The organism is Jiella endophytica, from assembly GCF_004519335.1.
Lineage (GTDB): Bacteria > Pseudomonadota > Alphaproteobacteria > Rhizobiales > Rhizobiaceae > Jiella > Jiella endophytica.
Window position 1 is genome coordinate 189,024 of sequence record NZ_SOZD01000004.1, and the last position, 21,865, is coordinate 210,888.

Below are 21,865 nucleotides of genomic sequence, written 5' to 3' on the forward strand. Positions count from 1 at the left end.
TCGGCGAGCCGCCCGCGAGAGATATGGGAGACGGGAGGCCGCGTCGGAAGAGGCCGGCGGCAGATTTGTTGCAAAAATGATACGCCGGCCGGTTGCTGGCCGCAGACCTCATACCCGTCCCGCCGCCGATCGCCGAACCCCATACGGGACAGGCACTCGAAGGCGTAACGGGTTACGCCGCCGCCCCCGGCAGCGTCAGGCCGTTCTCGGCGAAAACGGCTTTGACCGACGGTCGTTCGGCCATCATGGCCGCGTGCCGCGTCCAGGCCGGAAACTCGGCCGCCATGTCGTAGCCGAGGGTCGGGGTGCGCCCCCAGTTCCAGAAGACGAGGAGATAGGCGTCGACGACCGAAATCTCGGCGCCGAGCGCGAAGGGAGCCGCCTCGGCGGAGAGCCTGTCCTCGACCATCTGCCAGACTTTGCGGGCCGTCTCCCTGCCGAGATCGACCACCTCGGCCTGCCCCTCGTCCGAGCGAGCGTAGCGCATCGGCCGGCGCACATGCGCGAAGGCGACATGGACGGTGGAGGACATGAAGGCCAGCCACTCGGTGCAGCGCGCATCGAGACGGGCGTCCTGCGGCCACAGCCGCTTGTCGGGATGCTTCAAGGCGATATGGCGCATGATCGCCGGGTTCTCGGTGACGACGAGATCGCCATCGACCAGCGCCGGCACCCGGCCCTTCGGATTGATCTTCAGATAGTCCGGCGAGGTCTGCTGGCTCTTGGTGAAGTCGATGCGGACCGCCTCGTAGTCGGCGCCCGCCTCCTCCAGCGTGACATGCGATGCGACGGAACAGGTCCCCGGCGCATAATAGAGCTTCAAGCCTGTCATCGTCGCATCTCCTCCGATCGTCTCCCGGACCCCGCCAAATCGGAACCAAGGATCCCTGCAAAAAGAAAGGGCGGACGGCCGTTTCGACCATCCGCCCGCTCGGCAAAATCGATCCGGCAGAGCCTACTGGACGTAGCGCCGCATCACCAGCGAGGCGTTCGTCCCGCCGAAGCCGAAGGAGTTCGACAGCACCGTGTCGATCTGCTTTTCCTTCTTCTTGTGCGGCACAAGGTCGATCGGCGTCTCGACCGAGGGATTGTCGAGATTGAGCGTCGGCGGCGCGACATTGTCGCGGATCGCCAGCACCGAGAAGATCGCCTCGACGGAGCCGGCGGCCCCGAGAAGATGGCCGATCGCCGACTTGGTGGACGACATGGTGATCTTCGACGCGCCGTCGCCGGCGAGGCGCTCGAAGGCTTTCAGCTCGATTTCGTCGCCCATCGGCGTCGAGGTGCCGTGGGCGTTGACGTAGTCGAGCTCGCCGGCGCTGATGCCGGCCCGCTTCAGCGCCGCCGACATGCAGCGGAAGGCGCCATCGCCATCCGGCGAGGGGGAGGTGATGTGATAGGCGTCGCCCGAAAGGCCGTAGCCGATCACCTCTGCATAGATCCGCGCGCCCCGCGCCTTGGCATGCTCGAGCTCTTCGAGAACGACGATGCCGGCACCTTCGCCCATGACGAAACCGTCGCGGTCCCGGTCATAGGGCCTGGAGCCACGCTGCGCGTCGTCGTTGAAGTGGGTGGACAGCGCCTTGCAGGCGGCGAAACCGGCCATGGACAGGCGGCAGACAGGCGATTCGGCGCCGCCGGCCACCATCACGTCGGCATCGCCGAGGCCGATCAGCCGGCTGGCGTCGCCGATGGCGTGGGCGCCGGTCGAGCAGGCGGTGACGACCGAATGGTTCGGACCCTTCAGCCCGTTGCGGATCGACACGTGGCCGGAAGCGAGATTGATCAGGCTGCCGGGGATGAAGAAGGGCGAGACCCGGCGCGGACCGCGCTCGGCAAGGACCAGCGAGGTCTTCTCGATGCCCTGCAGGCCGCCGATGCCGGAGCCGATGAGAACGCCGGTGGCGATCTGGTCTTCATAGGCTTCCGGATGCCAGTCGGCGTCATCCAGCGCCTCGGCCGCAGCGGCGACGGCATAGACGATGAAATCGTCGACCTTGCGCTGCTCCTTCGGCTCCATCCACTGATCGGGATTGAAGGTGCCGTCGTGGCCGTCGCCGCGAGGGATCTGACAGGCGATCTGGCAGGGAATGTCGGAAACTTCGAAGTTCTCGACCTTCGCCGCACCGCTCTCGCCGGCCAGAAGCCGCTTCCAGGTGACGGATGCGCCGGCGCCAAGCGGGGTGACCATCCCGACGCCGGTGATGACTACTCGTCTCATGTCCGCTCTTTTGCCAGACTGATTTAGTCGAACCAGTGAGCCGATGCCGACATTTGGGTCCCGTTGCTCGATGGCTCCAGCCAAATGTCGGGATCAATGGACCACTAGAATGCATGTTTGGCGGAGCACGCCGTTCCGGCATCCCGGCGGCTTGCCTGCCGCAGCCCGATGCCGAAGCGCGAACCGGCCCCGCCGGCCGATCAGGCCTGGTTCTTCTCGATGAACTTCACGGCGTCGCCGACGGTGAGGATGGTCTCGGCCGCATCGTCGGGGATCTCGACGCCGAACTCCTCCTCGAACGCCATCACGAGCTCGACCGTGTCAAGGCTGTCGGCGCCCAGATCGTCGATGAAGCTGGCGTTCTCGGTGACTTTCTCCTGCTCGACGCCCAGATGTTCGACGACGATCTTCTTCACTCGCTCGGCGGTATCGCTCATTGTCATTCCTTTGCTGTGATGACGTTTGCCGTTCGTTAGACGTGACACGGCCGTTTATCAAGCGGCACCGCCCGATTCGCCGGCAGCGCCATGGATTGCACCCCAAGAATTATAATGGGGCGCGTGGTTAGCATCTTCCTTGGGCCCCGCCAATAGCGGCACAGGCCGAGCCCGAGGCAGGATCTCGCGGCTCAGATCATCGCCATGCCGCCATTGACGTGAATTGTCTGTCCCGTGACGTAGCCGGCCTCCTGCGAAGCCAGGAATACCGCCGCGGTCGCGATGTCCGCCACCTCCCCCATGCGTTTCATCGGGATCTTCCCCAGAATGGTGTCCCGCTGCTTTTCGTTGAGCTTATCCGTCATGGCGCTGGAAATGAAGCCGGGGGCGATGCAGTTCACCGTCACGCCGCGGGCGGCGATCTCCTGGGCGAGCGACTTGGAAAAACCGACCATGCCGGCCTTGGCGGCGCAGTAGTTCGCCTGACCGGGATTGCCGATCACCCCGACCACCGAGGTGATGTTGATGATGCGGCCGAAGCGCTGGCGCATCATCGGATGGGTGAGTTCGCGGGTCAGGCGGAAAGCGGCCGTCAGGTTGACCTCAAGGACGCTGTCCCAGTCGGCATCCGACATGCGCACCATCAGCCCGTCCTTGGTGATGCCGGCATTGTTGACGAGGATATCGACGCCGCCGAGGGCCTCCATCGCCCGGGTTGCGAGGTCGGTCTGGCCGTCGCGGTCGGAAAGATTTGCCGGCAGCACCGCGCAGCGCTCGCCGAGCGAAGCGGCGAGCTCCTCGAGCTTTTCCTGCCGCGTGCCATGCAGCCCGACGGTCGCTCCCTGCCCGTGCAGGGCTCTCGCAATCGCCTCGCCAATCCCACCGGTGGCGCCGGTGATGAGGGCCTTCCGGCCGGTCAGGTCGAACATGTCGCGTTTCCTCGGCTTTTCTTGAACGGGGCTCGCCCCGGCGTCCCACTCAGCTTGCGCGTCAGGCGGAAGCCCTCGCGCTGACGAAGGCCTGGACGGCTTCGGCGGTGCCGACGGCCTGGGCGGTCAAGCGCTTGTCGATCCGCCTGGCGAGACCGGAGAGAACCTTGCCACTGCCGATCTCGACGAGTTCGGAGACGTCGGCGCCGGCGAGATATTCCATGCTCTCGCGCCAGCGCACCTCGCCGGTCACCTGGCGGACCAGGCGGTCGCGGATCTCCGCCGGCTCGCGCGTCGGGGTGGCGGTGACGTTGGAGACGACCGGCACGGCAGGCTCGACGATCGCCGCATCCTTCAGCGCCTCCGCCATCGCGCTGGCCGCCGGCGTCATCAGGCTGCAATGAAAGGGTGCCGAGACCGGCAGGACGATCGCCCGCTTGGCACCGACCTCGGACGCCAGAGCGACGGCGCGCCGGACGGCGCCGGCAGCGCCGGAGATGACGATCTGGCCGCCGCCATTGTCGTTGGCGGGAGAGAGGACCTCGCCCTCGGCGGCCCGCACGCAGAGCTCGGCGACCGCCGCAGCCTCGAGGCCGAGGATCGCCGCCATGCCGCCCTCGCCAGCCGGAACCGCCTGCTGCATCGCCTGGCCGCGCAGGCGCAGGAGCCGCGCCGTCTCGAAGATGCCGATCGCGCCGGCGGCGGCGAGCGCCGAATATTCGCCGAGGGAATGGCCGGCGACGAACTTCGCCTCGCCGACGGCGAAGCCTTCCGCCTCCAGCGCCCGCACCGCGGCGAGCGAAACCGCCATCAGCGCCGGCTGGGCGTTCTCGGTCAGCGTCAGCCGGTCCTCCGGCCCCTCGAAGATCAGCTGCGAGAGCTTTTCGCCGAGCGCCTCGTCGACCTCGTCGAAGACGGCGCGGCTGCCCGGATAGGCCTCGGCCAGCGACCGGCCCATTCCCACGGCCTGGCTGCCTTGCCCGGGAAAGACCAGCGCCATCGTCATGTCGTCACTCCGTCAAATTTTCCGCAACCTCTTGGGTTGCGGGGGAATGAGCGTTGTCGTCGAAGGTGTCAAGCATGCGCCGCACAATGGCGTGGAAAGAAACGGCCTGCCAGACCCCTCGACTATCACTCCTTCACAGCGCCGGTCATCGACGAGACGTAGTAGTCGACGAAGAAGGAATAGAGGATCACCACCGGCAGCGAGCCGAGCAGCGCGCCGGACATCAGCGCCCCCCATTCGTAGATGTCGCCCCTGACGAGTTCGGTGAGGACGCCGACCGGCACCGTCTTGTTCTCCGAGGAGGAGATGAAGGTCAGCGCATAGATGAACTCGTTCCAGGAGAGGGTGAAGGCGAAGATGCCGGCGGAGATGAGGCCCGGCACCGCCAGGGGCAGCACCACCTTGGTGAGGATCTGCCAGCGCGTCGCCCCGTCGACCAGCGCCGATTCCTCGAGCTCGAAGGGGATCGTCCGGAAATAGCCCATCAGCAGCCAGGTGCAGAAGGGGATGAGGAAGGTCGGATAGGTGAGGATCAGCGCCAGCCGCGAATCGAAGATGCCGACCTGGAAGACGATGAAGGCGAGCGGAATGAACAGGATCGACGGCGGCACCAGATAGGCGAGGAAGATGAGAAGCCCGGTGGTGCGCGCGCCCGTGAAGCGGATCCGCTCGATCGCATAGGCGGCAAAGACCGAGGCGAAGAGCGAGATGAAGGTCGAGGCGACGGCGACCAGCATCGTGTTCCAAAGCCAGCCCGGATAGGAGGTCTCGAACAGGAGATACCTGATGTGTTCGAGCGTCGGCTCGACCACCCAGAACGGGCTGTAGTCCTTGTAGTTGGTCAGCTGGTGATCCGGTTTGATGGCGGTGATCGCCATCCAGTAGAACGGAAACAGCAGGACGAAGACGAAGCAGGCAAGCGGCAGATAGACCACCATGATCCGCCGCAGCGGCGTGTCGAACTGGTCCATGCCCTCCGAATCGTCGCGAAGGGCGGCTGCCCTCGCCTTGCCGGAGATCGCATGGTCGGCGACGGTCTTGTCGGTCATCGCAAGGAAACTCCGATGGCTCTGTCGGGGATCGGACGGGGCATCAGTCGCCGCCCCCCTGCTGCCATTTGCGGCGCTGCAGGCCGAAGAAGGAAAACAGGATCGCGGCGAGGAGGAACGGGATCATCGCCACGGCAATGGCCGCGCCCTCGCCCAGCTGGCCGCCGGGGATCGCCCGCTGGAAGGAGAGGGTCGCCATCAGATGGGTGGCGTTCACCGGGCCGCCGCGGGTCAGCACATAGATCAGCTGGAAGTCGGTGAAGGTGAACAGGACCGAGAAGGTCATCACCACGGCGATGATCGGGGTGAGCAGCGGCAGCGTGATCTTGGTGAAGCGCTGCCAGGACGTCGCGCCGTCGAGGGCGGCCGCCTCGTTCAGCGACTGCGGGATGGTCTGCAGCCCGGCGAGCAGCGAGATCGCGACGAAGGGAATGCCGCGCCAGACATTGGCGGCGATGACGGCGGCCCTGGCGTTGTTCGGGTCGCCGAGGAAGTTGATCGGCGCATCGATCCAGCCCCACTGCATCAGCACCCAGGAGATGATCGAGAACTGCGAATCGTAGATCCACCAGAAGGCCAGCGCCGAAAGCACCGTCGGCACCACCCAGGGCAGGAGGATGATCGCCCGGAAGAAGGTCTTGAACGGCAGATGCTCGTTGAGGATCAGCGCCAGCCACAGGCCGAGGGCGAATTTCAGGATCGAGGCGACGACGGTGTAGAGCAGCGTGTTGTAGACCGACAGCCAGAACACCGGGTCGTCGAACAGCCAGGCATAGTTCTCAAAGCCGATCCACTCGCCGTTGCGGCCGATCGTCGTGTCGGTGAAGCCGAGCCAGACGCCGAGGCCGAGCGGATAGGTGAGGAAGCACAGGAGGAACACCGCCGCCGGCAGCATGAAGAGCAGGCCGAGGCCGTTGCGGCTCTCGACGAAGCGGCGAAGGATGTTCGGCCGCGGCATCGCCTCGCCGGACCGCCCTCGCGCTGCCGTGGTGTCTGTGGTGGCCATGGATGACCGCTCCTTGCGCGGTGAACGTCGCTGCAGTGGAGATGACGGGCACGGATCACCCTCATCCTGAGGTGCGGAGCCGGTCGATAGACCGGTGGAGCCTCGAAGGGCGGGGGTGATCCCCCGCCTTGGTTCTAAGGTGCACCAAGCGCCCCCTCGCCCTTCGAGGCTCGCCCGATCGAAGATCGCGCTCGCACCTCAGGATGAGGGGGCTAATGCGGCGCCGCGCCGGATCGGCGCGGCGTCTTTGGACTTACCGGTAATACCGCTTGATCCGCCGTTCGGCGTTGGCGATGGCGTCTTCGGTCGAGCGCTGGCCGGTCACCGCCTCGGCGAACATGTCGACGAGCACGTAGTCCGCCATGACGCCTGCCGATGCCGGTCCGAGCGGGCCGGCGAAACCGTTCGGCCTGAGGCTCGCCGAGGCGTTGGCATAGGCCTTGTGCACCGGGTTCGAGGTCCAGACCGGATTGTCGGCAAAGCCCTTCAGCGGCTGGCAGCAATAGGCGCTGGCGCCTTCCAGCCAGGCGTTGAACTGCTCCGGCTGGAACATGAAGGCGATCCAGGCCTTGGCGGCCTCGGGATATTTGGTGTGCTTGAAGATGTTGATCGTCGAGGTCTGGTGCAGCTCGACCGACTTGCCGATCGGCCCGATCGGCAGGTTCGTCGTGCGGATGTCCTCGGCGATCTCGGCCATCGCCGGATCCTTCTTGGCGGCGTAGTAGAGCGAGACGCCGTTGGCCGTCAGCGAGATCTGACCGGCGAGGAAGGCGCGGTTGTTGTTGATGTCGAGCCAGCTTTCGGTGCCGGGAATGAAGGTCTCGTAGAGCTTCTTGGCGTATTCGACCGCGGCCTTGGTCTCCGGGCTGTTGATCGCCGGCTTGCCGCTCTCGTCGACGGTCATGCCGCCATGGCTCCAGAGCAGCCAGTGGGCGTAGTTGTTGCCGTCGCCGACCGCCTTGCCATGCGGGAACCCGGCGGGGGTGCCCTTGTCCTTCATCGCCTTGCAGAGCTCGAGGAAACCGTCGGTGTCCTTCGGGAATTCGTCGAAGCCCGCCGCCTTCATGTGGCTTTCGCGATAGCAGATGGCGTTGCCGATGGCGCAGAGCGGGATGGCGATGAACTTGTCGTCCTGGGTGGCATAGCCCTTCAGGCCATCGTACCAGCCGCCATTCGCCTCGCCGAGGGCGTTGCCGAGATCGGTGACGTCGACGAGCTTGTCCGGATACTGGAACGGATCGTCGAACCAGCTCATCACCATGTCCGGCCCGGAGCCGACATTGGCGGCGACGGCAGCCTTCGGACGGACGTCCTCCCAGCTCTCCTGGTCGATGCGGACCTCGACGCCGGTGGCCTCGGTGAACGCCTTGGTGTTGGCGTTGAAGGCCTCCTCCTCGCCGGTGACGAAGGGCACCCAGCGCAGCAGGCGGAGGGAAGCGCCCTCCTCCGGCTTGAACTGCGGCATCGCGCCCTGCGCGAAGGCTCTCCCCGCCCCGAAGGGGCTGCCCAGCGCGGCGCCGGCGGCAAGGCCTGCCGCACCCTGGATAAGGGTTCTGCGGTTGATGGTCATGACGATTCCTCCCTGTCACAACGTACTCGGTTGTCTCGAGACCCCGCCTCCCCGGCAGGGCCGCATTCGACCTCTTCCTCCCTTCCGGCAGATCGCCGGAATGCTGCGGCTAGGCGCTCGCGCCCGAGGTCGCCGCAATCTCCTATGCCGAAACGCGCTCTCCGGTCTTGGCGTCGAAGACATGGACGCTCGCCTCGTCGATGCCGACCCGGATCTCCTCGCCTGGCTTGGCCGAGATCCGTTCCCGGAAGACGCAGGTGACGGGCGTCTCGCCAAGCCGCGCGAGAACATGAGTCTCCGAGCCCGTCGGCTCGACGACGTCGACGGTGAGCGGCACGTCGCCGCCGAGGCGGAAGCTCTCCGGCCTGACGCCGTAGATCAGCTCGCTGCCCGCCTTGGCCTCGCCCGGGCGCCCGACCGGCAGGGCGACGCCATTGCCGGTGGAAAAGCGCTGGCGGTCGTTCGCGTCGATGGTGCCGGTCAGGAAGTTCATCGCCGGCGAGCCGATGAAGCCGGCGACGAAGAGGTTGTTCGGCCTGTCGTAGAGTTCCAGCGGTGCGCCGACCTGGGCGACCTCCCCGTCATGCATGACGACGATCTTGTCGGCCATGGTCATCGCCTCGATCTGGTCATGGGTGACGTAGACCGTGGTCGTCTTCAGCCGCTGGTGGAGGTTCTTCATCTCCGAGCGCATCGAGACCCGCAGCTTGGCGTCGAGATTGGACAGCGGCTCGTCGAACAGGAACACCTGCGGCTCGCGCACGATGGCGCGGCCCATGGCGACGCGCTGGCGCTGGCCGCCGGACAGCTGCCGCGGATAGCGGTCGAGGAGATGGCTGAGGCCGAGGATCTCGGCCGCGGGCCGCACGCGTTCGGCGATCTCCGCCTTCGAGACGCCCTTCAGCGTCAGCGAGAAGCCCATGTTCTCGGCGACGGTGATGTGCGGGTAGAGCGCGTAGTTCTGGAACACCATGGCGATGTCCCGCTCCTTCGGCGGCAGCGCATTGACCACCCGCTCGCCGATGATGATCTCGCCGGCCGAAACATGCTCGAGCCCGGCGAGCATGCGCAGAAGTGTCGACTTGCCGCAGCCCGACGGGCCGACCAGCACGACGAACTCGCCCTCCTCGATGTCGATCGAGACGCCGTGGAGCACCTCCACCGTCCCGAATGCCTTGCGGACGTCCTTGAACGCCACCGATGCCATACGCTTCCCCCCAACGTATTCTTTGACCGCATAGTGGCTGCTTCGCTCGGTGAGCGCAACAGGCACGCTCATCGTGCCCTGGGTACAGCCCGGCAGGAGGGCGCCGCACCGCCGCTGAAGCACGCTCCGGATGCCCGCGTGGGGCGGGGCAAGAGAGCCGTTCGGCGATATCCCCGAAGCTGGCCGGTGGCTCTATAGTCGGCACGGAAATTTGGTCGCAGCCGGCGCGATCGCCTGCTTCGAAACGGGAGATTTCAGCTCATGGCGCGCTTCGTCATCGGACCTGACGTCGCTCTCCGGCTGATCGAGGAAGGCGGCGGGTCTCTCAGCGGACACCAGCTCCTCGCGCCGACGATCCTGAGGTCGGAAGTCCTTGCGGAGCTCTATCGGGCGGTCCGGCGCGGCGATTGCGACCGCAGAACCGCCAATGCCCGGCTCGACAAGCTGCGGCGGCTGAAGCTCCGCCTTCTCGGCGATCGGGTGCTGCAGCGGGTGGCCTTCGAGATCGCCGAGAGCCTCGACTGGCCGGACACCTTTGCGGCCGAATATCTCGCCTTGACGAGGCTCCAGGCCGACGCCTTCGTCACGCTCGACCAGGACCTCGCCCGGGTCGCCCGCACCGTCGTTGCAGTGGCGACGCTGGATGAGCTGATTGCCGACGAAGGACGGTGAGAACGGCCACGGTCATCCGGCAGGCGCGGCGAAGTCCGGCAACGTATACGTCTTGTCGAAGACCACTTCGCATCGCCGACGCCGGGTGGCTCTCGGCCTCACTCCGGCCGGATCAGGACGGTGAGCCCGAAGACGACGAGGCCGACCAGGGCGATCTTCCAGAAATCGCCGCGCTTCCTCAGCCCCGGCACGCCGAAGGGCCTGACCAGATGGGCACCCATCAGGACGACGAAGAGGATCGAAAAGAGCTTGCTCATGGCCGGCAGCCGTAACCCATGGCCGCCGGAATCGAAATCGCTTTCTGCACCGGAAGGGGATCGGGCGAGCGGCGCTATCAGCGTCTCAGAGCGTATTCAGGGCGCCATGGGCGACCACGGGCCCGGTCGGCTGGCCGGTGGGCGAGCCGCCCGGCGGCTCCAGCGAGACGGCCAGCGCCGCATTCGGCTCGCCGGCGGTGCGATCGGCAATGTCGATCAGGATCGGCTGCGAGGCATGGAGGAGGCCTAGCGAGCGCGGCGCCGCACCGTCCGGCGGCACCAGCCAGAGCTCGGGCACCTTGCCGCCATCGTCCTGCCGGGTCACCGGGATCAGCGTCGCGACGTCATGCTCGTCCTCGTGATAGAAGACGACAGTGAACAGCGGCTGTCCCTGGTCGTTGACGAGCGTGCCCGCGAGAATCGTGTCTTCCGCGCCGTCGGGAACACCGAGACCGGCGAGGTTGCCGCCGACGACGATCAGCGCAGCAAGGCTGGCGGCGGCAAGGCCCATGCCGGAGAGCCCGATCCACTGCCAGATGCCGGCAACGCGGCGGCCGCGCGGCGCCGGCGCCTGCGGCCCGAAGCCGCCGAGACGGCGCATGCGGGAAAGATCCTCGGTGATCCGCTGCCAGACGCCCGGCGGCGGCTCCACCGCCTCGATCCGCTCGTAGAGCGGCGCGAGGCGCCGATTCCAGTCGTCGACGTCGGCGGCAAAGGCTCCGTCGCGCTCGATGCGGCGCTCGGCGGAGCGACGTTCGGACCCGTCAAGGACGCCGAGCGCATACTCGGCGGCCAGATCGGCCTCTTCGCTGTCCCCGTGTCCCACATCGCTCATTGCGACAGACATCCCTTCAGTTTCATCAGTCCCCGCCGGATCCGGCTCTTGATCGTGCCGAGCGGCACGCTCAGGCGCTCTGCCAGCGCGTCATAGGTGCTGCCGCCATAAAAGGCGGCTATGATCGAGCCCCGCGTCCGCTCGTCCAGCGTGCCGAGGCACTCGGCGAGGCGGCGGCCGTCGTCGCTCTCGGCGAGCGCCTCGAACGGGTTCGGCCCGGCATCGGCCAGGTCGTCCATGTCCTCGACCGGTCGTTCGCCGCGCCGGCCGATCTGGCGCAACCGGTCGATCGAGCGGTTGCGGGCGATCGTCGCGAGCCAGGTGATCGGGCTCGCCCGCGCGGCATCGAACCGGTCGGCACGCCGCCAGATGGTGAGATAGACGTCCTGAAGTACATCCTCGGCCTCGTCGCGATCGTTCAATATACGAAGGCAGATGCCGAATAGCTTCGCCGAGGTGCGCTGATAGAGATCGCCAAGCGCGTCCTGTTCGCCCGTGGCGAGGCGATCCATGAGTGCGACGAGCGCCAACCGACCCTGATCTGGCTGCAATGCCGGCCCCTCCCCGTGACTTCGGCGATCTGTTCTTTCGTCTAGGCGAACAATTTCGGGCGCCGAATGTCAACGCTGCTGATTGTCGGATGAAACGTCGCCCCGCGTCAGTAGGGCGCCTCTTCCGGCCCGGTGGCGACATAGACCGACTTCACCTGGCTGTAGTGTGAGAGCGCCTCGCGGCCGTTCTCGCGGCCGATGCCCGAGCGCTTGACGCCGCCGAAGGGCATCTCGACCGGGGTGAGGTTGTAGGCGTTGACCCAGACCGTGCCCGCCTCGACGCGCGCTGCCATCCTGTGGGCGCGCGACAGGTCGCGGGTATAGATGCCGGCGGCCAGGCCGAAGTCGGTGGCGTTGGCCCGGGCGATCGCCTCGTCCTCGCCGTCGAAATCCAGCACGCACATCACCGGGCCGAAGATCTCCTCGGCCGCGATGCGCATGGCGTCGGCGACGTCGGTAAACACCGTCGGCTCGACGAACCAGCCGTTCTCCAGACCTTCGACCTTCGCCGCCCCGCCGCCGCAGGCGAGCGTCGCGCCTTCCTCGCGGCCGGCGGCCATATAGGCGAGAACCTTGTCGTATTGCGCCTTCGACACCAGCGGGCCGAGATGGGTCTGAGGATCGAGCGGATCACCGATGCGGATGGCCTTCGCCCGCTCGCAGAGCTTCTCGACGAAGGCCGCGCGCACGCTTTTCTCGACGAAGACGCGGGTGCCGTTCGAGCAGATCTGGCCGGTCGAATAGAAGTTGCCGAGGATCGCGCCGGAGACGGCGGCGTCGAGATCGGCGTCGGCAAAGACGAGGATCGGCGACTTGCCGCCGAGTTCGAGGGTGACGTGCTTGGTGGTCTCGGCGGCAGCGCCCATCACCCTCGCGCCGGTGCCGACCGAGCCGGTGACCGAAACCTTGGCGATCGCCGGATGGGAGGACAGCGCCGCGCCGAGCGCGCCCTTGCCCTGCAGGACGTTGAAGACCCCCGCGGGAAGCCCCGCCTCGGCATAGATCTCGGCGAGCTTCAGGGCCGAGAGCGGCGTGACCTCCGAGGGCTTGAAGATCATCGCATTGCCGCAGGCGAGCGCCGGCGCGCTCTTCCAGGAGGCGATCTGGATCGGGTAGTTCCAGGCGCCGATCCCCGCACAGATCCCGAGCGGCTCGTGGCGGGTATAGGCAAAGCCGTTGGGCAGGGGGATGTGGGCACCGCGCATGTCGGCGGCGAGCGCGGCGAAATATTCGATGCAGTCGGCGCCGGACGCGGCGTCGGCGACGCGGGTCTCCTGGATCGCCTTGCCGGTGTCGAGGGTCTCGAGCTGGCTCAGCTCCTCGTTCTTCTCGCGCATGAGATCGGCCGCCCGGCGCAGCACCCGGCCGCGCTCGCCGCCGCTCATCGCAGCCCATTCGGCCTGGCCGCGGCGGGCCGCCTCGATCGCCCGATCGAGCAGGCCCGGCGTTGCCTCGCGCAGCGTCGCGATCGTCTCGCCGGTCGCGGGATAGAGGCTGTCGAAAGCCGCACCCTCGGGATCCTCGACATAGGCGCCGTCGACATAGTGGGAGGCTTGGGGCTGCGCGCGCATAAGTGGGTCTCCTGGCCGGGGGCTGATCGAGGCCCCGAGATAGCGCCCGAAGCCGCGGCGCACCACCTCAAGGCGACGAAGTTTTCGCCAAGACCCCGGTTCCTGCGGGCGGGCGCGCCGGCCTTCACGGGCAAATGAGCGTTACCCGCGGGATCGAAACCGGCGGCCGGCGGATTGGGACTGACGCAATCGACCACGAAGGGAGACGACCATGCCGACGACCGAGGAAATCAGGCAGCGGATCACCGTGACGCCGGAGTCCCGCGCGGTGACGGTGTATTTCGACGACGTCGTCGTCGCCTCGACCAATGAAGCGCTGCGGCTGGAAGAGACCGGCTACGACCCGGTCTACTACATTCCCCGCGACCGGGTGGAGATGTCCTATCTGGTCGGGACCGACCAGCGGACGACCTGCCCCTACAAGGGCGAGGCACGCTACTGGACGATATCGGCCATGGGCCGGGCCGGCGAGAACGGCGCGTGGAGCTACGAGACGCCCCATGAAGGCGTGAGCGAAATCGCCGGCTATATCGCCTTCGCCAAGGATGCCGCGCGCACCGAGGTCGACGTGCCGCCGACCGGGCAGGGCCGGTAGGACGGCGGGCATCCTGCGCCTCGGGCACCGGCGTTCGGAGGTGGGCGGGATGCCAAGCGGCGATGCCAAAGAGAAAGGGGGCCGCCCTCGCGGGCAGCCCCCTTCCGTTCGTGCCGCAGGATGCGGCTGACGCGATCCTTAGCGGAAGAGCGACAGCAGCGACTGCGAGGAGGAGTTGGCGATCGAGAGCGCCTGGACGCCGAGCTGCTGCTGGGTCTGCAGCGCCTTGAGGCGGGTGGACTCCTCGGTCATGTCGGCATCGACCAGCGTACCGACGCCCTTGTCGACCGTATCCATCAGCTTGGAGACGAAGTCGCCCTGCATCTCGATGCGGTTCTGCACGGCACCAAGGCTGGAAGCGGCGCTGGTGACCTGCGAGAGGGCCTCGTCGACGACCTTGATGTAGTTCTTGATGTCGGTGACCGACGCCGAGGTGATGTCGATCGTGTCGACAGCCGCCGCACCCGCCGAGGCGGACGAGGTGGTCGCAGCCGTGGTGTTGAGGCCGAGGCTGCCGGCGGTGATGCTGGAGGTACCCGACGCGGACGCATCGCCCAGCGAGAAGGTATCGGTCGACGAGAACACGACATTGTCGGAACCGTCGATCGAGACGTCGATGCCGGTGATGTCGGCATCCTTCAGGGCCTGGGTGAGGACGGCCGCGAGGTCGGCGTTCGACCGGATCGTGGTGTCGGTCAGGCCGGCATCGAGCAGCGTCTGGTCGGTGATCTCGACGGTCTTCGCCGCAGCGCCGCCCTGCTTGACCGAGAAGGTCACGAGGTCGTCGGTGTTGCCGAAGGAAACCGCCGTCGTCTCGACCGTGGCAGCGACACCCGAGGTGTTGGTGTACTGGGTCAGGTCGATGGTCTTGTTGAGGATACCGGTGTCGGTGCCGGCGCCGTCATCGGAGAACAGACGGACGTTGGTGATGTCGACCGAGATCGAGCCGACCGTCAGCGAACCCGAGGAGTCGCGGGAGATCGAGGACACGACTTCCTTCGACAGCGCGGTCGAAGAGCCGGTCGACAGCCAGTTCTGGCCGGAGAACGAGGCCGAGTCGGCGATCGTCTTCAGCTGGCCCTGCAGCGAGGTGATTTCCGCCTGGACCTTGGACTTGTCGACGCCGTCGGAGGTCGCGGTGGTGAGCTTCGCCTTGATCGTGTCGAGCATGTCCTTGGCCGAGTTCAAACCGGTATAGGCAGCATCGACCGTAGCGGCGCCGATGCCGAGCGAGTCGGACACCGCGGAAAGAGCGTTGTTGTCCGACCGCATGGTGGTGGCGATCGACCAATAGGCGGCGTTGTCCTTGGCGTCCGAAACACGGTAGCCGGTCGAGATGCGGCCCTGGGTGTCCTCGAGGGCATTGTTGATCGACTGGAGGCTCTGGAGAGCCGTCATGGCCGAAGTATTGGTGTTGATACTGGTCATTCGTCTGCGTCCCATACGCGAGTACAATTTGGGAACAGTCCGGATCGGCCGGAATGACGAGACGGCATCATGCCCGCGACCGTTGTCATGTCAGGTCGCCTCGTCATGCAAAGACTTTGGGTTTCCGAGTCACTCCAAAGTCTTAACAGGCACAGTTCATGCGCTACCCGACAGATTCAACACTAATAGAGCACCAAAATAGATAGTTAAATTCGCCAGCGTTAACGAGATAAATTTACCAAGACGATTCATGATGAATCAGGCGTTGCATCACGAGGCTCGGATCGACTGTCGAAACCTTCGCCGACAGGAAACTCGCCGCAAAGCCGCCACAGAGCTTGACCGTCGCACCCTGCCTTTCGCTGGGACGACCGGCTCACCGTCCCTCCCCGGCCCGGAAAATCGCGGCGTCTCGTGCCTTGGCAGCCTGCGCTGGCGGCGGGCGACCGGAACCCGGCGGCTGGCGGCTGGCGGCTGGCGGCTGGCGGAAAAGCCTGCCGCGGAAGCCCCGGACCTCAAACGCAAAGAGGCCCGGCAAGCGATTGCCGGGCCTCAAGGCTTTCCATGCGTTCAGGAGAACGGGGCGCTGCCCCGATCGCCTTAGCGGAAGAGCGACAGCAGCGACTGCGAGGAGGAGTTGGCGATCGAGAGCGCCTGGACGCCGAGCTGCTGCTGGGTCTGCAGCGCCTTGAGGCGGGTGGACTCCTCGGTCATGTCGGCATCGACCAGCGTGCCGACACCCGTGTCGACCGTATCCATCAGCTTGGAGACGAACTCCGTCTGCATGTCGATACGGTTCTGGATGGCACCGAGGCTGGAAGCGGCGCTGGTGACCTGCGAGAGGGCCTCGTCGACGACCTTGATGTAGTTCTTGATGTCAGTGACCGAAGCCGAGGTGATGTCGATCGTGTCGACAGCCGCCGCACCCGCCGAGGCGGAGGAGGTGGTCGCAGCCGTGGTGTTGAGGCCGAGGCTGGCGGCGGTGATGCCGGTGGTGCCCGTCGCCGCGGCATCGCCCAGCGAGAAGGTGTCGGTCGAAGACAGGACGACATTGTCCGAACCGTCGATCGAGACGTCGATGCCGGTGATGTCGGCATCCTTCAGGGCCTGGGTGAGGACGGCCGCGAGGTCGGCGTTCGACCGGATCGTGGTGTCGGTCAGCCCGGCATCGAGCAGCGTCTGGTCGGTGATCTCGACGGTCTTCGCCGCAGCGCCGCCCTGCTTGACCGAGAAGGTCACGAGGTCGTCGGTGTTGGAGAAGGAGACAGCCGTCGTCTCGACCGTGGCAGCAACACCCGAGGTGTTGGTGTACTGGGTCAGGTCGATGGTCTTGTTGAGGATACCGGTGTCGGTGCCGGCGCCGTCATCGGAGAACAGACGGACGTTGGTGATGTCGACGGTGATCGAGCCGACGCTCAGCGTACCCGAGGAGTCACGGGCGATCGAGGACACGACTTCCTTCGACAGAGCCGACGAGGAGCCGGTCGACAGCCAGTTCTGGCCGGAGAACGACGCCGAGTCGGCGATCGTCTTCAGCTGGCCCTGGAGAGCCGAGATCTCGGACTGCACCTTGGACTTGTCGACGCCGTCGGAGGTCGCGGTGGTGAGCTTCGCCTTGATCGTGTCGAGCATGTCCTTGGCCGAGTTCAGGCCGGTATAGGCAGCGTCGACGGTGGCGGCACCGATGCCGAGCGAGTCGGAGACGGCGGAAAGGGCGTTGTTGTCCGACCGCATGGTGGTGGCGATCGACCAGTAGGCGGCGTTGTCCTGGGCCTCGTTGACCCGGTAGCCGGTCGAGATGCGGCCCTGGGTCTCGTCGAGGGCATTGTTGATCGACTGAAGGCTCTGGAGAGCCGTCATGGCGGAGGTGTTCGTAACGATACTAGTCATTAGTCTGCGTCCCATACGCGAGCACAAGAAATTGGGACACTCCGGATCAGCCGGGATAGCAAAACGGCATCATGCCCGTGGTCTCTATTCGGTTTCGTCCGACCACCTTGCTATGGATTGCAAGATGCGGCCGACGTCCCTTCGGATATCTTAATCGGGAAGCTCAAAGCTTCCGCCTGACGTAGGGAAGATTGTTCATGGTTAAGTCAAACGTAATCGGCATAGTTAATCAAAAGGAACTAGAAAATATACTTTAGATACGATCGCTTCGCACAAAAAAAGAGGGCCGCCCCGAAGGGCGGCCCTCGTCAGATCAGCCGGTTGGCGGCGACGATCAGTTCTGGAAGAGCTGCATGATCGCCTGGCTCGAGGTGTTGGCGATCGAGAGCGCCTGGACGCCGAGCTGCTGCTGGGTCTGCAGAGCCTTGAGGCGGGTGGACTCCTCGGTCATGTCGGCGTCGACCAGCGTGCCGACGCCCTTGTCGATGGTATCCATCAGCTTGGAGACGAAGCCTTTCTGCATGTCGACGCGGTTCTGGATGGCACCGAGCGTGGAAGCGGCGGTGGTGACCTCCGAGAGGGCCTTGTCGACGACGCGGATGTAGTTGTTGACGTCCGCCGCGGTGATCGACCCGAGCGAGATGTCGATGTCCATGAGGGAGATCGCACCGGCCGTTGCCGTCGAGGTGGTCGCAGCCGTGGTGTTGAGGCCGAGGCTGCCGGCGGTGATGCCGGTGGTGCCCGTCGCCGCGGCATCGCCCAGCGAGAAGGTGTCGGTCGAAGAGAACACGACGTTGTCCGAACCGTCGATGGTGACATCGATGCCGGTGACGTCGGCATCCTTCAGCGCCTGCTTGAGGACGGCCGCGAGGTCGGCGTTCGACCGGATCGTGGTGTCGGTGAGGCCGGCATCCAGCAGCGTCTGGTCGGTGATCTCGACGGTCTTCGCCGCAGCGCCGCCCTGCTTGACCGAGAAGGTCACGAGGTCGTCGGTGTTGGAGAAGGAGACAGCCGTCGTCTCGACCGTGGCAGCGACACCCGAGGTGTTGGTGTACTGGGTCAGGTCGATGGTCTTGTTGAGGATGCCGGTATTGGTGCCGGCGCCGTCGTCGGAGAACAGGCGGATATTGGTGATGTCCACCGAGATCGAACCGACGGTGAGAGAGCCGGAGGAGTCGCGCGACAGCGAGGAGACGATCTCCTTGGTGAGCGACGACGAAGAGCCGGTCGACAGCCAGTTCTGGCCGGAGAAGGACGAGGACTCGGCGATGGTCTGCAGCTGCTGCTGGAGAGCCGAGATCTCGTCCTGCACCTTGGCCTTGTCGACGCCGTCGGCGGAACCCGCCGTCAGCTTGGCCTTGATCTCGTCCAGAACGTCCTTGGCGGAGGCGAGGCCCGTATAGGCTGCGTCGACGGTCGCCTCACCGATGCCGAGCGAATCGTAAACGGCAGACATCGCCGAATTGTCCGAACGCATGCCGGTCGCGATCGACCAGTAGGCGGCATTGTCCTTGGCTTCGGAGACACGGTAGCCCGTGGAAATCTTGTTCTGCGTCTCCTCCATCGCCTTGTTGGTTTGCTGGAGGGTCTGCAGAGCCGTCATTGCAGCGACGTTGGTGATGATACTCGTCATACTAGTCAACCTTTACTGGCGAGCCGCCCTTTCATGGGAAGCCACCGTCTCTAAAGGCCCTCGCTTCATGCCGGCGCCGATGGTGTTAACCTAGTTTTTTAACGTTAAATGGCGGTTAAAGCACCAACGGCGATTGCGGTAGGTCAGAAAAACGATCTGACCAAGGATCCGACCAGCATGTTCCAGCCATCGATAAGGACAAAGAACAATATCTTGAACGGCAGCGAGATGATCGTCGGCGGCAGCATCATCATGCCCATCGACATGGTCAGCGTCGCGACGATCATGTCGATGACGAGGAACGGCAAAACGATGAGGAAGCCGATCTCGAAGCCGCGGCGGAGCTCGGAAATCATGAAGGCCGGGATCAGCACCCGCAGGTCGACGTCGCGCTCGTCGGCGGCCCCCTGCTCCGGCGGCTCGACCCTGTCACGGCTGTTGGTCGCGGCGAGGCTGTCGAAGAGGGAGAGGTCCGAGGGACGCACCTGGGTGAGCATGAATTCCTTGAACGGATCGGAGATCCGGTAGAACGCCTCCTCCTCGGTGATCTCGTTGGCGAGCATCGGCTGCAGCCCGTCCCGCCACGCCTTGTCGAAGGTCGGCGCCATGACGAAGAAGGTCATGAACAGCGCCAGCGAGATGAGGATGAGGTTGGCCGGTGTCGTCTGCAGGCCGAGACCGGTCCTGAGGATCGACAAGGCGATGACGATGCGGGTGAAGGAGGTGACCATCACCAGGAGGCCCGGCGCGATCGACAGGACGGTGACGATGCCGAACAGCTGGACGATGCGGCCGGAGACCGACGCATCGCCCTCCGGGAGGAGGTCGGACAGCGTCTGGGTGACGCTCTTGGAGGTCTGCGCGAGGCCGGGATGGGCCGCCATCAGCACCACGAGGCCAGCGAGGCCCGCGACGAGGAGCCCGCGTTTCATTCCGCCACCATGGCGCGGATGAGATAGTCGACGACCGCCGGCGAACGCAGCTTGGCGCGCTCGCGCAGATCGTCGCGAAGATGCAGCAGGCCGCGGGAGCCCTCGACCTGGGCGAGCTGGACCGACCGCAGGAAGGCCAGCGTGTCGGATTCGATCTCGGCCGCCAGGACCTCGCCATTGACGCTGCCGTCCTGCCTGACGACGAGCGAGGCCTCGATGCGCAGCCAGGAATCCGACGGCGAATAGATGTTGGTGAGGACCGGCTTCAGCTCGATCAGCTGCAGCGGCAGGGCGTCTTCCTCGGCCGCGGCGATGTCGGATTTCTTCTCGCCATCGGCCGTGCCGTGGCCGTCATCGGCGGCGGCGTGAGGGTCCGCGGCGGCAGGTGCTGCCGCCTCGGCGGGCGGCGGCGCGCTGGCGGCCAGCATCGAGCCGAGCCCGGCTCCGCCGCCGGCGGCGACGAGGGTGACGACCACGCCGGCGATGATGGTGGGCATCATGCCCCCCTTCTTCTTGCCGCCGCCATCGTCATCAAGATCGGGAAGGTCGATCTCGGCCATCGAAGAAAGCCCTTTCAGCAATGGTGCCGGTCGGGCGGGTCCTCATGGCCCGGCATCGACCGATCGCCACCTGCGTAAACCGGCTCGCTATCGCGAGACTTGCGCCGCCTGCCGCAGCGCTTCGGCGCCGGAAAACAGACGCGCCGGCCAGGTCGAGGCCCGGCCGGCGCGTCACGATGCGAAAAGTCCTGCGGCGCCGCTCAGTAAGGTGCGACGATGTCGTAGACCTGCTGGCCCCAGCCGGGCTGCTGGACCTCCGTCAGCCGGCCGCGGCCGCCATAGGAGATGCGCGCTTCGGCGATCTTGTCGTAGTCGATGGTGTTGTTCGGCAGAATGTCGCGGGGCCGGATGATGCCGGCGATGGAAAGCACCCGCACCTCGAAGTTCACCCGGATCTCCTGCTGGCCGGCGATGAACAGATTGCCGTTGGGCAGCTTCTGGGTGACCACGGCGGCGACCGACAGCTTGATGTTCTCCGAGCGGGACACCTTGCCCTTGCCCTCGGCTTCCGAGCTTCCGTCGGCGGTCAGGTTGGCGTCGACATCGGGCAGCACCCAGTTGCCGAAGAAGCCGCCGAGACCGAGGGTCGCGCCGACGCCCGAGGTGCGCGAGCGCTTGGAATTGTTGTCGAGCGAGGCCTGGTCCTTGATCTCGATCTTGACGGTGACGATGTCGCCGGTGTCGAGAGCCCGCGGGTCCTTGTAGAAATCGGCGCGATCGTCGGTCCACAGCGAATTGCGGGTGCGCGGCCCCGCCCCCGGGAAGGATGCCGGCTGCACGGTGACCGGCGGATATTCGTAGAGCCCGCTGCCGACCGGCGAGAGCTTGGGCTCGCGCAAGGCGTCGTCGGCCGTCGTCGAACAGCCGGCGAGAGCCGCAAGGCCGAAAATTGCAACCAGCGTCTTGTTCACGAACGCTTCTCCGACGCGGGCGGCGCCCCGTTGCTACCGGCGGCCGTCTTCTGAACGATGCGGCCGGCGATTTCGGCCGCGGTGTTGGTGTCCATTTCGGCGAGGATCGAGCTTGCCTGGCGGGGCTTCAGCTTGACCAGAACGGAAGCCGCCGCATCGCGGTCGAGCTTGCCGAGCTGGGCGGCGGCCGAGCTCGCATTCATCTTGGAATAGATGTCGACGACGATGACGGAGGCGCTGTCGAGGAACTTCTTTCGCTCGGCGAGCCATTCCTTGTAGTCGGCGCGCCGGCGCTCGAGATCGTCGATCTGCTTGGAGATCTCGCCCTCGAGCTCCTTCAGCTTGGCCTGCTGCATGGCGTAGCGCTTGTCCTGCGCCCGGTCGGCGATATTGAGGCAGTATTTCTCGACCTCGGTCGCCGGCTTCGGTCCTTCGACGGGATTGCCGTTCTCGTCGAGGACGCGCACTTCCTGCGGCGGGATCACCGGCTTTTCGGCCGGCTTTGCAGCGCCGCCGGCGGCGTGTGCGGCAAGGCTCGAGAGGCAGATGGCGGCGGCGGCAAGCAGCGGCCGCAGGCCAAGGATCGTCTGTCGCGTCTTGTTCAT

22 protein-coding genes are annotated in these 21,865 nt (G+C 65.8%); 2 read left to right on the forward strand and 20 right to left on the reverse strand.

Going from position 1 to position 21,865, the window contains the following annotated elements:
• Positions 1-172 precede the first annotated feature (172 nt).
• The 9 genes from E3C22_RS13910 to E3C22_RS13950 form a co-directional block, all read right to left on the reverse strand.
• Positions 173-832, reverse strand: a complete 660-nt coding sequence (locus tag E3C22_RS13910; protein WP_134762656.1) for a glutathione S-transferase family protein — start codon at positions 830-832, stop codon at positions 173-175.
• Between the two features lie 123 nt (positions 833-955).
• Positions 956-2,221: a beta-ketoacyl-ACP synthase II gene (gene fabF, locus E3C22_RS13915; RefSeq protein ID WP_134762657.1), complete on the reverse strand. Its 1,266-nt coding sequence runs from the start codon at positions 2,219-2,221 to the stop codon at positions 956-958.
• 200 nt (positions 2,222-2,421) lie between these two features.
• Entirely contained in the window at positions 2,422-2,658 is a 237-nt protein-coding gene (locus E3C22_RS13920; protein ID WP_026358398.1) for an acyl carrier protein, read from the reverse strand.
• Positions 2,659-2,849: 191 nt separating this feature from the next.
• Entirely contained in the window at positions 2,850-3,587 is a 738-nt protein-coding gene (gene fabG, locus E3C22_RS13925; RefSeq protein ID WP_134762658.1) for a 3-oxoacyl-[acyl-carrier-protein] reductase, read from the reverse strand.
• A gap of 61 nt (positions 3,588-3,648) precedes the next feature.
• A complete protein-coding gene (gene fabD / locus E3C22_RS13930; protein WP_134762659.1) occupies positions 3,649-4,593 on the reverse strand; it encodes an ACP S-malonyltransferase in 945 nt (314 codons plus the stop codon).
• Positions 4,594-4,718: 125 nt separating this feature from the next.
• Positions 4,719-5,564 carry a carbohydrate ABC transporter permease gene (locus tag E3C22_RS13935; RefSeq protein ID WP_245515025.1) on the reverse strand — a complete coding sequence of 282 codons (846 nt, stop codon included), beginning with the start codon at positions 5,562-5,564 and terminating at the stop codon, positions 4,719-4,721.
• Between the two features lie 121 nt (positions 5,565-5,685).
• Positions 5,686-6,600: a carbohydrate ABC transporter permease gene (locus E3C22_RS13940; RefSeq protein ID WP_134763010.1), complete on the reverse strand. Its 915-nt coding sequence runs from the start codon at positions 6,598-6,600 to the stop codon at positions 5,686-5,688.
• A gap of 301 nt (positions 6,601-6,901) precedes the next feature.
• On the reverse strand, positions 6,902-8,218 hold the full coding sequence (locus tag E3C22_RS13945) for an ABC transporter substrate-binding protein (RefSeq protein WP_134762661.1): 1,317 nt from the start codon (positions 8,216-8,218) through the stop codon (positions 6,902-6,904).
• Positions 8,219-8,360: 142 nt separating this feature from the next.
• Entirely contained in the window at positions 8,361-9,425 is a 1,065-nt protein-coding gene (locus tag E3C22_RS13950; RefSeq protein WP_134762662.1) for an ABC transporter ATP-binding protein, read from the reverse strand.
• A 261-nt stretch (positions 9,426-9,686) separates the two neighbouring features.
• On the opposite strand from E3C22_RS13950, the gene E3C22_RS24785 reads away from it, so the two are divergent.
• Positions 9,687-10,097, forward strand: a complete 411-nt coding sequence (locus E3C22_RS24785) for a PIN domain-containing protein (RefSeq protein ID WP_134762663.1) — start codon at positions 9,687-9,689, stop codon at positions 10,095-10,097.
• Positions 10,098-10,195: 98 nt separating this feature from the next.
• On the opposite strand, the gene E3C22_RS24500 is transcribed toward E3C22_RS24785, so the two are convergent.
• The 4 genes from E3C22_RS24500 to betB all read right to left on the reverse strand — a co-directional run bounded on the left by E3C22_RS24500 (position 10,196) and on the right by betB (position 13,311).
• Positions 10,196-10,354, reverse strand: a complete 159-nt coding sequence (locus E3C22_RS24500) for a hypothetical protein (protein WP_167591773.1) — start codon at positions 10,352-10,354, stop codon at positions 10,196-10,198.
• An 85-nt stretch (positions 10,355-10,439) separates the two neighbouring features.
• A complete protein-coding gene (locus E3C22_RS13960; protein WP_167591774.1) occupies positions 10,440-11,189 on the reverse strand; it encodes an anti-sigma factor in 750 nt (249 codons plus the stop codon).
• Positions 11,186-11,740 (reverse strand): sigma-70 family RNA polymerase sigma factor, encoded by a 555-nt coding sequence (locus E3C22_RS13965; protein WP_245514994.1) that lies wholly within the window; start codon positions 11,738-11,740, stop codon positions 11,186-11,188. Before E3C22_RS13965 ends, E3C22_RS13960 begins: the two co-directional genes overlap by 4 nt.
• 107 nt (positions 11,741-11,847) lie before the next feature.
• Positions 11,848-13,311, reverse strand: a complete 1,464-nt coding sequence (gene betB, locus E3C22_RS13970; protein ID WP_134762666.1) for a betaine-aldehyde dehydrogenase — start codon at positions 13,309-13,311, stop codon at positions 11,848-11,850.
• A 211-nt stretch (positions 13,312-13,522) separates the two neighbouring features.
• Here betB and E3C22_RS13975 point away from each other — a divergent pair, with 211 nt between their 5' ends.
• On the forward strand, positions 13,523-13,906 hold the full coding sequence (locus tag E3C22_RS13975; protein ID WP_134762667.1) for a DUF427 domain-containing protein: 384 nt from the start codon (positions 13,523-13,525) through the stop codon (positions 13,904-13,906).
• 138 nt (positions 13,907-14,044) lie between these two features.
• Here E3C22_RS13975 and E3C22_RS13980 read toward each other — a convergent pair whose 3' ends face one another.
• From E3C22_RS13980 to E3C22_RS14010, 7 genes are all read right to left on the reverse strand, one after another.
• Positions 14,045-15,334: a flagellin N-terminal helical domain-containing protein gene (locus tag E3C22_RS13980; RefSeq protein WP_134762668.1), complete on the reverse strand. Its 1,290-nt coding sequence runs from the start codon at positions 15,332-15,334 to the stop codon at positions 14,045-14,047.
• Positions 15,335-15,934: 600 nt separating this feature from the next.
• On the reverse strand, positions 15,935-17,224 hold the full coding sequence (locus E3C22_RS13985) for a flagellin N-terminal helical domain-containing protein (protein WP_134762669.1): 1,290 nt from the start codon (positions 17,222-17,224) through the stop codon (positions 15,935-15,937).
• A gap of 334 nt (positions 17,225-17,558) precedes the next feature.
• Positions 17,559-18,857 (reverse strand): flagellin N-terminal helical domain-containing protein, encoded by a 1,299-nt coding sequence (locus E3C22_RS13990; RefSeq protein WP_134762670.1) that lies wholly within the window; start codon positions 18,855-18,857, stop codon positions 17,559-17,561.
• 143 nt (positions 18,858-19,000) lie between these two features.
• Entirely contained in the window at positions 19,001-19,789 is a 789-nt protein-coding gene (fliP, locus tag E3C22_RS13995) for a flagellar type III secretion system pore protein FliP (protein ID WP_134762671.1), read from the reverse strand.
• Positions 19,786-20,349 carry a flagellar basal body-associated FliL family protein gene (locus E3C22_RS14000; protein ID WP_134762672.1) on the reverse strand — a complete coding sequence of 188 codons (564 nt, stop codon included), beginning with the start codon at positions 20,347-20,349 and terminating at the stop codon, positions 19,786-19,788. The genes fliP and E3C22_RS14000 overlap by 4 nt, the downstream gene beginning before the upstream one ends.
• Before the next feature lie 200 nt (positions 20,350-20,549).
• Positions 20,550-21,260, reverse strand: a complete 711-nt coding sequence (gene flgH / locus E3C22_RS14005; RefSeq protein ID WP_134762673.1) for a flagellar basal body L-ring protein FlgH — start codon at positions 21,258-21,260, stop codon at positions 20,550-20,552.
• A complete protein-coding gene (locus E3C22_RS14010) occupies positions 21,257-21,865 on the reverse strand; it encodes a MotE family protein (RefSeq protein WP_134762674.1) in 609 nt (202 codons plus the stop codon). The genes flgH and E3C22_RS14010 overlap by 4 nt, the downstream gene beginning before the upstream one ends.

Bases quoted from the DNA above. Each gene is read 5' to 3' on its own strand.
- E3C22_RS13910 (WP_134762656.1), bottom strand. From the start codon at position 832: ATGACAGGCTTGAAGCTCTATTATGCGCCGGGGACCTGTTCCGTCGCA.
- fabF (WP_134762657.1), bottom strand. From the start codon at position 2,221: ATGAGACGAGTAGTCATCACCGGCGTCGGGATGGTCACCCCGCTTGGC.
- E3C22_RS13920 (WP_026358398.1), bottom strand. From the start codon at position 2,658: ATGAGCGATACCGCCGAGCGAGTGAAGAAGATCGTCGTCGAACATCTG.
- fabG (WP_134762658.1), bottom strand. From the start codon at position 3,587: ATGTTCGACCTGACCGGCCGGAAGGCCCTCATCACCGGCGCCACCGGT.
- fabD (WP_134762659.1), bottom strand. From the start codon at position 4,593: ATGACGATGGCGCTGGTCTTTCCCGGGCAAGGCAGCCAGGCCGTGGGA.
- E3C22_RS13935 (WP_245515025.1), bottom strand. From the start codon at position 5,564: ATGGACCAGTTCGACACGCCGCTGCGGCGGATCATGGTGGTCTATCTG.
- E3C22_RS13940 (WP_134763010.1), bottom strand. From the start codon at position 6,600: ATGCCGCGGCCGAACATCCTTCGCCGCTTCGTCGAGAGCCGCAACGGC.
- E3C22_RS13945 (WP_134762661.1), bottom strand. From the start codon at position 8,218: ATGACCATCAACCGCAGAACCCTTATCCAGGGTGCGGCAGGCCTTGCC.
- E3C22_RS13950 (WP_134762662.1), bottom strand. From the start codon at position 9,425: ATGGCATCGGTGGCGTTCAAGGACGTCCGCAAGGCATTCGGGACGGTG.
- E3C22_RS24785 (WP_134762663.1), top strand. From the start codon at position 9,687: ATGGCGCGCTTCGTCATCGGACCTGACGTCGCTCTCCGGCTGATCGAG.
- E3C22_RS24500 (WP_167591773.1), bottom strand. From the start codon at position 10,354: ATGAGCAAGCTCTTTTCGATCCTCTTCGTCGTCCTGATGGGTGCCCAT.
- E3C22_RS13960 (WP_167591774.1), bottom strand. From the start codon at position 11,189: ATGAGCGATGTGGGACACGGGGACAGCGAAGAGGCCGATCTGGCCGCC.
- betB (WP_134762666.1), bottom strand. From the start codon at position 13,311: ATGCGCGCGCAGCCCCAAGCCTCCCACTATGTCGACGGCGCCTATGTC.
- E3C22_RS13975 (WP_134762667.1), top strand. From the start codon at position 13,523: ATGCCGACGACCGAGGAAATCAGGCAGCGGATCACCGTGACGCCGGAG.
- E3C22_RS13980 (WP_134762668.1), bottom strand. From the start codon at position 15,334: ATGACCAGTATCAACACCAATACTTCGGCCATGACGGCTCTCCAGAGC.
- E3C22_RS13985 (WP_134762669.1), bottom strand. From the start codon at position 17,224: ATGACTAGTATCGTTACGAACACCTCCGCCATGACGGCTCTCCAGAGC.
- E3C22_RS13990 (WP_134762670.1), bottom strand. From the start codon at position 18,857: ATGACGAGTATCATCACCAACGTCGCTGCAATGACGGCTCTGCAGACC.
- fliP (WP_134762671.1), bottom strand. From the start codon at position 19,789: ATGAAACGCGGGCTCCTCGTCGCGGGCCTCGCTGGCCTCGTGGTGCTG.
- E3C22_RS14000 (WP_134762672.1), bottom strand. From the start codon at position 20,349: ATGGCCGAGATCGACCTTCCCGATCTTGATGACGATGGCGGCGGCAAG.
- E3C22_RS14010 (WP_134762674.1), bottom strand. From the start codon at position 21,865: ATGAACAAGACGCGACAGACGATCCTTGGCCTGCGGCCGCTGCTTGCC.